The organism is Martinezella rhizogenes, assembly GCF_007002745.1.
Lineage (GTDB): Bacteria > Pseudomonadota > Alphaproteobacteria > Rhizobiales > Rhizobiaceae > Agrobacterium > Agrobacterium cucumeris.
Window position 1 is genome coordinate 64,527 of record NZ_SGNY01000011.1, and the last position, 10,882, is coordinate 75,408.

General features: G+C 60.3%; 12 protein-coding genes and 1 pseudogene. 8 read left to right on the forward strand and 5 right to left on the reverse strand.

Annotated elements, in window-relative coordinates:
• The first annotated feature begins 33 nt into the window (after nucleotides 1-33).
• The 6 genes from EXN68_RS24155 (at nucleotide 34) to EXN68_RS24180 (ending at nucleotide 4,165) form a co-directional block, all read left to right on the forward strand.
• Nucleotides 34-510 carry a hypothetical protein gene (locus tag EXN68_RS24155; RefSeq protein ID WP_142843295.1) on the forward strand — a complete coding sequence of 159 codons (477 nt, stop codon included), beginning with the start codon at nucleotides 34-36 and terminating at the stop codon, nucleotides 508-510.
• Nucleotides 507-1,391, forward strand: coding sequence for a DUF7007 domain-containing protein (locus tag EXN68_RS24160; RefSeq protein WP_142843296.1), 885 nt, complete (start codon nucleotides 507-509; stop codon nucleotides 1,389-1,391). The genes EXN68_RS24155 and EXN68_RS24160 overlap by 4 nt, the downstream gene beginning before the upstream one ends.
• Nucleotides 1,388-1,747 carry a hypothetical protein gene (locus EXN68_RS24165; protein ID WP_142843297.1) on the forward strand — a complete coding sequence of 120 codons (360 nt, stop codon included), beginning with the start codon at nucleotides 1,388-1,390 and terminating at the stop codon, nucleotides 1,745-1,747. Before EXN68_RS24160 ends, EXN68_RS24165 begins: the two co-directional genes overlap by 4 nt.
• Complete coding sequence (locus tag EXN68_RS24170; protein WP_142843298.1) at nucleotides 1,744-2,151, forward strand: hypothetical protein; 408 nt, start codon at nucleotides 1,744-1,746, stop codon at nucleotides 2,149-2,151. The genes EXN68_RS24165 and EXN68_RS24170 overlap by 4 nt, the downstream gene beginning before the upstream one ends.
• 367 nt (nucleotides 2,152-2,518) lie before the next feature.
• A complete protein-coding gene (locus tag EXN68_RS24175) occupies nucleotides 2,519-3,106 on the forward strand; it encodes a hypothetical protein (RefSeq protein WP_142843299.1) in 588 nt (195 codons plus the stop codon).
• Between the two features lie 303 nt (nucleotides 3,107-3,409).
• Nucleotides 3,410-4,165: an ArdC family protein gene (locus tag EXN68_RS24180; RefSeq protein WP_237681477.1), complete on the forward strand. Its 756-nt coding sequence runs from the start codon at nucleotides 3,410-3,412 to the stop codon at nucleotides 4,163-4,165.
• Here the strand turns inward: EXN68_RS24180 and EXN68_RS24185 are convergent.
• Genes EXN68_RS24185 through EXN68_RS24195 form a run of 3 tightly spaced genes read right to left on the reverse strand, consistent with a single transcriptional unit; the run spans nucleotide 4,120 to nucleotide 7,270 of the window.
• On the reverse strand, nucleotides 4,120-5,115 hold the full coding sequence (locus EXN68_RS24185; protein ID WP_112518763.1) for a tyrosine-type recombinase/integrase: 996 nt from the start codon (nucleotides 5,113-5,115) through the stop codon (nucleotides 4,120-4,122). The genes EXN68_RS24180 and EXN68_RS24185 overlap by 46 nt on opposite strands.
• Complete coding sequence (locus EXN68_RS24190) at nucleotides 5,112-6,059, reverse strand: tyrosine-type recombinase/integrase (protein ID WP_112518764.1); 948 nt, start codon at nucleotides 6,057-6,059, stop codon at nucleotides 5,112-5,114. Before EXN68_RS24190 ends, EXN68_RS24185 begins: the two co-directional genes overlap by 4 nt.
• Complete coding sequence (locus EXN68_RS24195) at nucleotides 6,056-7,270, reverse strand: tyrosine-type recombinase/integrase (protein WP_142843300.1); 1,215 nt, start codon at nucleotides 7,268-7,270, stop codon at nucleotides 6,056-6,058. Before EXN68_RS24195 ends, EXN68_RS24190 begins: the two co-directional genes overlap by 4 nt.
• A gap of 203 nt (nucleotides 7,271-7,473) precedes the next feature.
• On the opposite strand from EXN68_RS24195, the pseudogene EXN68_RS24200 reads away from it, so the two are divergent.
• Nucleotides 7,474-7,665, forward strand: a pseudogene (locus EXN68_RS24200) (zincin-like metallopeptidase domain-containing protein); the annotation flags it as partial.
• 416 nt (nucleotides 7,666-8,081) lie between these two features.
• Here the strand turns inward: EXN68_RS24200 and EXN68_RS24205 are convergent.
• Both EXN68_RS24205 and EXN68_RS24210 read right to left on the reverse strand, forming a co-directional pair.
• Nucleotides 8,082-9,428 (reverse strand): replication-associated recombination protein A, encoded by a 1,347-nt coding sequence (locus tag EXN68_RS24205; protein ID WP_205125328.1) that lies wholly within the window; start codon nucleotides 9,426-9,428, stop codon nucleotides 8,082-8,084.
• A 21-nt stretch (nucleotides 9,429-9,449) separates the two neighbouring features.
• The gene (locus EXN68_RS24210; RefSeq protein ID WP_142843301.1) at nucleotides 9,450-9,920 is read right to left on the reverse strand and encodes a RidA family protein; all 471 of its coding nucleotides are present in this window, start codon (nucleotides 9,918-9,920) and stop codon (nucleotides 9,450-9,452) included.
• A gap of 85 nt (nucleotides 9,921-10,005) precedes the next feature.
• On the opposite strand from EXN68_RS24210, the gene EXN68_RS24215 reads away from it, so the two are divergent.
• Nucleotides 10,006-10,734 carry a helix-turn-helix transcriptional regulator gene (locus EXN68_RS24215; protein WP_142843302.1) on the forward strand — a complete coding sequence of 243 codons (729 nt, stop codon included), beginning with the start codon at nucleotides 10,006-10,008 and terminating at the stop codon, nucleotides 10,732-10,734.
• Nucleotides 10,735-10,882 lie beyond the last annotated feature (148 nt).

Consider the following 10,882-nt stretch of genomic DNA (forward strand, 5'->3'; position numbering starts at 1 on the left):
TCCACCACCCGCAAAAACCTGAAGGAAGATGCGATGTCCGCGTCTCTGATTTATGACCTCGCCCCGATCGGCTCCATCGTCGCCTGGTCGGATGGTAGCCCACGACCGCCCGAGCGCCACAGGAAGAAATTGTCAGCTTGGCAAACGCGCAATAGCCAGGGCCGGCTGATCCGCAAGGAAGGCAAGCGCGGCCTCGGCAACACCAGCCTGTCACCGTGTTTCACGGTGCATGAAGGCGATCTCGGCGCAAATGGCGTCATCACCGTCCGTATCCACCGGACCTTTTCGCTCGATAGCGGCCTGACATTCAAAGTCGTCGAGCGACCCGCCCTTGGATCAGTTCGGGTCTTCGATCGCCCCGGCGCCAATGCCGAACTCCTCCACCTGGCGGACAATCGGCAGGCGGCCGCGGAATGGCTCACCCGGCATGTATATCCGCATGCCGTTCTCGAGGAGGTGACTGCCGACGAGGTCGCCGCCGATCATATCGAGGGGAGGTCTGCAGCATGACTATGGTCCCTTCTCAATCCTTCGAAGTCTCCCCCCTTGACGCGTCAGGGGTGGAGTTCGGCAGAAGCGCCGACGGCATGGCCGTTGCGCGTGTGTCCGATCTCGTCTTCGCCATGGTTCCCGCCCGGGATGGTCAGTATTTCCTAGCCAGTGCCTGGCGCGTGTCACGGCCGCTTGCCGAACTGAAGCGCGATGATTTCTATTCGCACCACGGCTCTGTCGAGGGCGAAGCCGCTTTTCGCAACCGCATGATCGAACAGGCCGGACACAGCCGCGAACTCAGCCTACTATCCCGCCAGACCGTCCGGTTGACCTGCAGCACGCCATGGGGTCCGTCACAGGGCGCCACCGTCTACGCAGACGGAATTGTCTGCCATACGACGGCAGGTCATGGCGGCTTCAGGCTCTCCGACGCCTGCAATGCCAAGGTCCACTCGACGCTTAGGACAGATGGCGGCTGGTATGAAGAGGACGCCGCCTGGGCAATCGTTGCGCTGACCTTTCCGGACCTGTTCACGACCTATGAGCGCAAGTGCGCCGACAAGACGATCCGCAACAGCTGGCCGGATGCCTGGGAAACGATTTTCGGTCGGTCGCTCGCACCCGGCGAATCGTACGAGAAGGACGCCCAGGCGTTCGCACGGGAACATGCCGGCGACTGGATCGTCACCGCGGCAATTCGTTCGGACCATCATCCTGGTATGACCGAGGTGATCGCCACCATCGGCGGCACGCGCGGCGCGCGGGTGGAAGAGCGCCGGTTTCTGGTGCCGTGCGACGAGTATGCGGTCGGCCGCTTCGGATTCATCATCGATGAGACCCGGCATGCCATCTATGAGGGTTCCTCCAGCTTCGCCGCATGGCGCGGGAGGGCGGCATGATGTCCAAGCTCGAGCACCGCGCCGCGCAGTTTACCAGAATGGAATCGGCACGGCGGCAGACGCAGCACCAGCTCGATCTGATCGACCGGCAGATCACGCGACGCATGACGACGATCATTCCTCTGCTTGGTCGCCGTCAGTCCGGATATCGTCGCGGCAAGGCGCCGGAGCCAGGCGCCTTCCTCGAACGCTACCGGTCCAATCTGGCAGCCATCACCGCCGAGCGTCAGCCGGAAATCGATGCGCTTTCGAGAAAACTCGCCCGACAGGATGCGGCAATCGCGGCGCTGCGGGGGCGAGCCAGTTCCGACGGCACAGTCGTCGCCGATACCGGTCTGGGAGGTAGGAAGCCATGAGCACGATCGGAGACCTGGAGCGAAGAGCAGGCATCGGCGCATCCCCGGCGGAGCGAACCGCTTTCTGGCTGCAGTTCCATCACCTCGAAGGCGAAGCCTGCCTCAATGCCGGTGTCGCGGAACTCAGGCGGCTGATCGCCCAGAGGGAAGCGCGGCCGGATCCCAGACCAAAACCGCGCGCCGTTCGTCGTACACGCGAAGCCCTGCCGTCTTTGACGCCGGAACAGGAAGCAGCGCTTCAGGCCTATGCCGTCAGGCATGGACGGCGCTGGAAATCGATCCTCAACAATGCCTGGATGGGCGGGCCGCCGCATGATGACGGCGGTCTGCTGCGCGGACTTCGTAACTCGCACGGTCCGACCTGGCTGCAATCCTACCGGTTGTCCAAGCCGGCCAAGCGATAGGCCGGGCGCGTGGCGTCAGCGGGCGGGAAGGGCGGAGATAGGCGGCAGCGTCTGTCGTTTCGTTCGAGGACTCCATGATTCCTCCCCTGCCGGATCGCCCTTCGGTTTTGCTGCGGTCTGAACCGGCGGCCGTACGCTTCAAGGCCGCTGTCGCGCCGCCGTGCGGCCGGACCCCGCCGTCCTTCACGGAGCAGGCTCGCGTGCTCTTTCGAGTGCAGTTTGCCCTCCTCGCCCGCAAACCGGCTCCGCTCGTCCAGGCAGGACCGGACCCTGAAACGCCCGTCTTCCGCCGGTTCGGGATGACCGCACCGAAGGGCAAGCCGGCAAGGGCCGGAACCGTTTCGGACGACCTCGAAAGGAAACGATCATGTCCAAGCCCGCACCCTCCTCTCGCCAATCCGCCCGCGTCGTGCAACTGCGCAAGGGCGCCACCATCGAGATGGTCCGGCTGACATGCCCGGACGCCAGCCAGGCGCTGAAGATCGCCGAGAGTTTCGGCACCGCTGTCATCGACAGCGACGGCATCCGCGACCTTCACGAACGGCTCGTCATCGAGACCGCCGATGCGCTGGGGGACGGCCTGGGCGATAAGGCCATGCAGATCCACCTGCAGCGCATCGTCGGCGCCTTCGTCGGCTCCGCCCACGGCGCCGGCCAGTTCTATAGCCGCGCCGTCACCGAGGCGCGCGATGCCACGGCCAAGGCCGCCAACGACGCCCGCGACGAGGACCTCGACGGCCCGGTCGGTTATGACAGCGCCGCCCAGCGCAAGCGCGAATTCGCCGCCGACATGGGCATACAGGCCCATTCGCTTAGAATGGCGGCCGAAGGCGCCGTCGCCGCCTATGCCCAGGTGATTGGCGAGACCTGGAAGCCTTTCGACCGGCCGGTCGAGCAGCCGGGCCATTCGCTTAGCCGCAAGGCGGCCGAAGCGCAGATCTCGGCCTTCGACTAGGTACTGCCGGCGGGGCTCCGGCCCCGCTCTTCGACTAACGCGAAAACGGCCGGTTCCATGGCGGAGCCGGCTGTTTTCGTGTCGCTGACGCGGCCCACAGGGAAACGGAAATGAGACAGATGGCACGACCGTCGCGGCCCGTTCCGTTCGTCGGGTCTGCAGGAGCCACCGGCAGATGCAACGGCTCCGCCGTCCTCCACTTTCGTTCCGGCCGTTCCGGTGCACCGGCCGGCTGATCGGCTCCTGCCTTCTGCCCTCCGCAACGGGCCGCGACGGGCGCGGCCTCAAAATGGAGGCTCTGACATGAGCAATATGGAGAAACAGCGGGTCGATCTTTATACCCGTATCACGGACAGAATCGTAGAGGATCTGGCGAAGGGCGTGCGGCCGTGGATGAAACCATGGAACGCCGCGAACGCGACCGGCCGTATCACCCGGCCGTTGCGTCATAACGGACAGCCGTATTCGGGCGTCAACGTGCTCCTTCTCTGGTCGGAGGGCAACGCCCGGGGTTATACGTCATCCACATGGATGACGTTCAAGCAGGCCCTTGAGCTGGGTGCTGCCGTCCGCAAGGGCGAGACCGGGGCGACGGTCGTCTTCGCCAGCCGTTTCACCAAGTCCGAAACCGACGGGAATGGCGGCGAGGTCGAGCGGGAGATCCCTTTCCTGAAGGCCTACAGTGTCTTCAACGTCGAACAGATCGACGGACTTCTCGACCAATATTATCACCAGCCGGCGCCTGGTCCGGATCCGGTCGAGCGCATTGAGCATGCCGACCGTTTCTTTCGCAACACGGGTGCTGTGATCCGCCACGGTGGCAACCAGGCCTTCTTTGCGCCGGCCGCCGACATCGTCCAGATGCCGCCGTTTGAGAGCTTCAAGGATGCGGCAAGCTATTATGCGACCTTGAGCCACGAGGTTACGCATAATGCCGACCGCCGGATTATGCCGATAAGGGTGGGGTTGCGCCGACGTTTGCAACGAATTCCGGCGCATCCTGTTCGGCATAATCAGAGTGTTTCGAGGAATGCGAGGAGCTTGTCGCTTGGCTTATAACGCGAAGGTTTTGCGTCCGGGGCGACCATTCGAGCCAGCGCTTTTTCCTTCAGCCGCAAGTCCGCGTGAACATAGACCTGGGTTGTCTCCACGGATTCATGGCCAAGCCACAGCGCGATTACCGTCTGATCCACACCGTGATGAAGCAGCTCCATCGCGGTACTATGACGCAGAACATGCGGGCTCACCCGTTTTTCTGCCAATGATGGGCAAAATCGAGCTGCAGTCAGTGCATGCCGGCTGATTAAGCGCTCCAGCGCGTCTCTGCTCATGCGGGTCCCGCGGATCGTTGGGAACACGATGTCCGTTTCATTGCCACGGCATTCATGCAGCCACGCTTGTAAAAGCCTCGCCGTGTCGCGCCGAAGCGGCGTGCTGCGCTCCTTTCGCCCCTTGCCCTGGCACCGGATATGGGCGCCGGTTCCGAGAACAATATCTGATGTGCGCAAGGATATGAGCTCGGATGCTCGTAGACCGGTTTGAAGGGTGAGAACGAGAAGGGTATGGTCTCGCCGGCCGGCCCATGTCGATCTGTCCGGGGCAGCGATAATCGCATCGATTTCGTGTCTTTCGAGGAAGTCGATGCTTCGCTTCACATAACGCTTGTTCGGCATGTCTAAAACCTTTTGGCAATGCCGGAGCAGGTCAGGCTCCAACATCGCGACAAACCGGAAGAAGGAGCGTATGGCGGCAAGCCTGGTATTCCGACTGCGTGCGGAATTGCCTCGGTCAGCCTCTACGTAGTTGAGGAAGTTTCCGACCAATGCCGCATCGATATCCTCGACCGCGAGCTTGGTCGGCGGCCTGCCTAGTTGCCCACTTGCAAACATCAGGAGGAGCCGGAACGTATCCCTGTAGCCTGCGATCGTATTGGGGCTTGCGTTGACCTGCTCGGTCAGCCGCTCGGTAAAGAAACGCTGGACCAGTGTGGGAAGGCGCGAAGGCTTCATGGGCGTACCTCCCGTTCAAGGGAAAGCTCCGCCCTGCGGGATGCCAGTTCCAGGAGTTCCGGAATCGCTTCGATATACCAGTAGGTATGAGACACGCTCTCATGGCCGAGCATTGTCGTGAGCTTGATCATTTCCTGGTCGGGGTCCAGGCCCTGTCGATACCAGTCGATCATCGTCTGGACGGCGAATGTGTGGCGTAAGTCATGGATTCGCGGGCCGACCCCATGCCGCTGGAACCGTTGAAGCTGGCGCAAGCCAACGGCTTGGGAGATCGACGCAAAGTTATAGCGTGCCGCGCAGTCGCTGATCCGTCTACCGTGATCGTCGACGAAGAAGGGAACGGGCCGCCCCTCGCAGAGCCGGTCGCGCTCACGGGCGTAGCTTTGAAGCCGATGGGAGGTGCTTGGGCTGAACGGGACAATCCGTTGCTTACCGGATTTGCCGTTGCGGACGATCACGATCTCTTGCGTGAAGTCGATATCGGCGCGATCAAGCGACAAGGCCTCGCTGATGCGAAGCCCCGTGACCGCAATCAGGCCAAAGAGCGTGGGGTACGTCAGCCGCCGGATGCCATTTACCGAAGGTAGCATAGCAGCCTGATCAAGGAGCTGAGCGATCTCACCCGACGTGTAGATGAAGGGCTTTGGCCTCCGCTTGCGATGCGGGATCAGATTTGCCGGCGGGATCTTATGCCGGCTGTCATTTGCGTGCAGCCAGGCTGCGAACAGCCTGACAATGCCGAACCGGCGGGACCATGTATATTGACCGGCCACGCCGAAGTTCTTCATCCATCGCGCAAAATGATCTCGCTCAAGGAACTCGGAGCCTTCCGATAAGACAAAGTCAATAAATCTACGGAGGATGCGTTCATCTGTCCGAAGAGAGAAGCCAAGGCCGCGGCGGATTTGGAGATAGGTGTTCAGTTGTGCCGATAGCATGCTCATGCGGCGTCCTCCGCTGTCGGCCACGGCCTTGCAATCGTTCGCAGCCCTTCGACATCCAGTCGGGCATATTTGAGCGTCGTCGTTCGAGATCGATGCCGCAGCGTGTCGGCGATTTCATTCAGCGACGCACCCTGTTCCAGTAGGTTCGTCGCCAGACTATGGCGGAGGATATGCGAGCCGACGTATGGTACCGGCGGCTTCATGCCCAATCTTTCATAGGCGCCACGCAGAAGCTGGTTCAGTCGCTGCGAGTCCTTGAATGGCTTGTGAGGTGGCCGGGACGACACGAAGAGGTCGCGGGTCTGACCTTGACGCTCTGACTGGAGGTAGTCTGCGATCGCCGCCCCGACGTCGGGCAGAAGCGGAAGCCTGTCGTGCAACTGTCCTTTGCCGCGGACAATAATCTCCGCAGCCCGCCAATCAATATCGTCGAGTTGGATTGCAATGACTTCGGGGGCCCGCAATCCGTATCGTGCCATCAGCAGAAGCATCGCATAATCGCGCTTTGGCGAGTTTTTCACCTTGCCGACGTCTTGAAGCACGGCTTCGACGTCATCCTGCTTTAAATGTCGAGGCAGTCTCGTGCCGTGCCGGATGGCAACCCGCGGGACCACCTTTGCGAGGTTTGTCTGCGTTTTCCCAGTCTGAAAGAGAAAGCCGAAGAAGGAACGCAGGTGCGTGGAGAGGGTTTTGTCGCGGAAGGCCGATTTGCGATCCAGAACATCGGCAAGAAAGTCCGAGATATCTTTAACGGCGATTTCGCCGGGTTGGTCTCGGGCCTCGCCAAATCGGAACGCGAGGAAGCGCCTCGCCATATAGGAGGCATGTCGGATCGTGCGCTCGCTCATGGCCCGTTGAGTCCGCAAATATTCCTCGAACTCGGCACGGAGCGAGTTGCGGGCAAGTTCGGCTTCGCTGGGTTCTGGAAGTGGCGCAGCAAAGCCCTTCTCACCAAGGAAACGGACAAACGCCTTTAGGCGATAGCAAGCATTTCTCGACTTTGGCTTCACCAGGGCAACGGCGTCATCCGGGGTCAGCGTTTGCCATTCGAGGCCGTTTTCTGCGACTGTCGTGCTGAGGTGTTGGACTGCGTGGCGATATCCGCCGATCGTATTTTGAGAGTATCTTTCGCTGCGAAGACGATCAAAAAACTCCTCAACGAGTGAGGAGGGCAATTTCTGAGCGGCAGTATTTTTGAGTTCGGACTTCATATGGTGCTCCTTTGTTGAAGGCGCCCCCACATGATCTCATCGTCTCCGCATTTTTGATTGCAGATCAGCTTCGCGGTTTAATGATCGCTCTGATTATGCCGCGCAGGATGCGCCGGAATCGTTGCGAACGTCGGCGCATTCCCACCCTTATCGGCATAATCCGGCGGTCGGCATTATGGATTTTATGCCGATATCGGCATAAGACCCACTGGACGGCGCCGGCGCATCGCCTCGGCCGCGACCTCAGCCGCTATGCCAAGGACAAATCCGAGCGGGCGCGAGAGGAACTGATTGCAGAACTCGGCAGCTGCTTTCTTTGCGCCGACCTCGGCATTGTTCCCGAGCTCGAGCCCCGCCCTGATCACGCCTCGTACCTTGGCTCCTGGCTTAAGTTATGATGAGGTCGGCATAACTTCAGTTATCCGGAGCAACCCATAATGCGGAGGAACGCAACCAGACTGGCTTAAGTCCGAGGTTTAGGGCCGCGTTCCTGCGCATTATTTCAAAGCGTATCCAGCCACACGCTTCGGGTTGCCGCTCCCATTCGCTCGGCAAATGGAATTGAGCTGTGCGCGAATTGATGGTCGCGATGCGCTGGATCGTGTCACGCCACTGTTGATGAAAGGGACGACAAGACTGGAGCGAAAAGCTGCGGTACCAGCGTTTTCATTTGATCGGCGAATCTGTTCCAACGCCGAAGATTCGGTTCAATCGACACATTGTCCGACATGGAGCCGGTAGCGGATTCGCGGGTCTTGGACGTTTTGTCGGGCAACTCCCCGACTTTGAGGTAATCATGCGGTTGCGGCGTTTAGTCCAACTCTCCGCGGACCATGCGGCGAAGCTTTTGAAGGCGATCGTGTAAAGCGATCTCGTTGCCATGCTGCGTGGGGCGATAATAGTCTTTTCCAACCAGCAGATCCGGCGGATACTGCTGTTGGAGAACACCGTCTGCGTTCGTATGCGGGTAGCGGTAGCCGACTGCATTTCCCAGCGCCTTTGCGCCGGAGTAGCGACCATATCTCAGGTGTGCCGGTATGGATCCGATGGCGCCCGCTCGAACATCCGAAATAGCCTCATCGATCGCTATGATGACAGAATTCGATTTCGGGGCCGTCGCCAGATGAACTGTTGCCTGCGCCAGCGCCAAGCGCGCCTCGGGCATTCCGACGAGTTCAACAGTCTTTGCAGCAGCCACCGCAGTTACCAAGGCACTGGAATCGGCTAGCCCGACATCTTCACTGGCATGTACGATCAGCCGTCTAGCAATGAAACGGGGATCTTCCCCTGCCACGATCATCCGCGCCAGATAGTGGAGTGCGGCGTCCGCGTCGGAACCTCTGATCGACTTGATGAACGCGCTGATGACATCGTGATGTTGGTCGCCATCGCGGTCGTAGCGCACTGAGACTTCCGTAATCACCCTTTCCACCACACTCAGATCTACCAACGAGTTGTCGCTGGCAACCAGGCCATCTGCGCTTACCTCAAGGACAGTCAGAGCTCGGCGGGCATCCCCCGCAGCAAGACGGACTATTGCGTCTATCGCTTCGGACGAGATCGAGACGCGGCGGTCAAGTCCGCGTGGATCGGTCACGGCCAAAGCAATGACTTCACGAATATCGGAATCGGTTAGTGATTGAAGCTGGAGCACCAGCGACCTCGACAGGAGCGGTGCCACGACTGAGAATGACGGATTCTCAGTCGTGGCGGCCACCAAGTGCACAACCTGGTCCTCAACGGCACCCAGCAGCGCGTCCTGCTGGGTCTTAGAGAACCGATGCACCTCATCTATGAACAGTACCGTCTGTTGAGAGAAGCGATCCCGCCGCCGCCGCCCATCGTCGATAACCTCGCGTATTTCCCTCACGCCGGTGGAGAGCGCTGACAGAGCCACAAAGTGGCGCGACTCGACTGCGGCGAGCAGACGGGCGATCGTCGTCTTTCCGGTTCCCGGAGGCCCGAACAACACTATTGATGCTGCTGGGCCACCTTCGATGAGGCGTCGAAGAGGAGTGCCGGGACCCAATATCTGCGCCTGCCCGACAACCTCCTCGACCGAACGCGGCCGCATGCGTACCGCCAATGGTAGACGCACCTGCGTTTGTTTCGACTCAGGGCCCGCGGGTTGCAATCCCTGAAACAGATCCTCGGTCACGATCGCGCTAGCTCCTTGACATCAATCCAGGGCAACAACTGCCTCTACCTCGAAGAGCATCGGGTCGATCGCCAGCTTTGGCACCGAGATCATGGTCTGTGCCGGCAGCGTTTGCCCAAACATACGGGTTACGTTTTCCGTGAGGATGCCAAGCTTCGACATGTCGTGATCGACAACAAAAACCGTAAGCTTGGCAACCTGATCCGGTCGAGCGCCGATCGCTTCGAGGGCCACCGCGAGATTGTCGTAGGCCTGCGTCACTTGGGTGGCAAAATCGGGGGAAAGTTGGCCTCTGCTGTCGAAGCCTCCCTGTCCCGATACAAAGGCCAGGCGTTTCCCCTGCGGGATAACGACTGCAGTGCTATAACCCTTTGACGTTGGGTCACCCAGGCTCGGCGGGTTCACTATAACCAGATCATTGGCAGTTGCATTTCCTGTAAGACCCATAATGATTGCTCCTCCAATGAGCAGATGTTTGCAGCCTTTTGTCATCGTGTTGTTCCCTTGCGTCTCAACACGATCAGCAGTACGAGCAAATGGTGCCAGAAATTGTCACCAATCATGCTAGGGTGTGGTCATGAAAAGCCGCACCCGCCAAGATGCAATAGTTCGCGCCCTCCGTCGCTCCTCAAGCGCGACAGTGGACGAGTTGGCCTCAGAGGTAGAGGTCTCTCGCCGGACGGTGCTTCGGGACATCAGCTCGCTGCGGGATCAGGGCTTCGTCATCCATTCGGAACCGGGGCCGGGAGGCGGCCTTCAGCTGGAGCCGCGGTCAGTGCAGACTGCGTCACCACTTTCGGTCGCCGAGGTGTTTGCGCTGGTAATCAGCGTCTCCACGATGCAGAACGGGCAGAGCTTTCCCTTTTCCACTCTGGCCGATTCCGGCCTTGCCAAGATCGAACGGACCCTTCCCCCGGAAAAGGTGCGTGAGCTACGCAGTCTTCTCGACAGTCTGCATGTTGGGCGGTTGTCCCCACTCCAAGACATCTCGGGAGCCGGCCCCGTCGATCCTGTCTTGCTTCCCGCTTTCGAGGCTGCCTTCCTTCAGCGAAGACTGCTGCGCTTCAGCTACCAGGATGCAAAGGGCGCGCAAACCGACCGAGAGGTTGAACCGCAAGCCATGCTGATTCTACCGCCGCTTTGGTATCTTGTGGCGTGGGATCCGGGACGCGCCGACTTTCGGCATTTTAGGATGGATCGGATCAGTTGCCCCCTTGTCGTTGACGGGGCAACGTTCCGCAAAAGGCGCGTACCCTTCGAGGACGACGTATGCCCGTTTCGAGACCTGAAGGATCGTGGAGCGTGACTGCGCTTAGCCTATGGCGGCACTCAGGTGCGGGGCTCCTTTCACCCAACGTCCAAAATGAAAGCGCATAACTGGCTTCCGAGTATCAGATAGGAATGACCGATACGGGCCAAAGACGTCATCGCTGAAGGCGGGCATAAAAGATCAC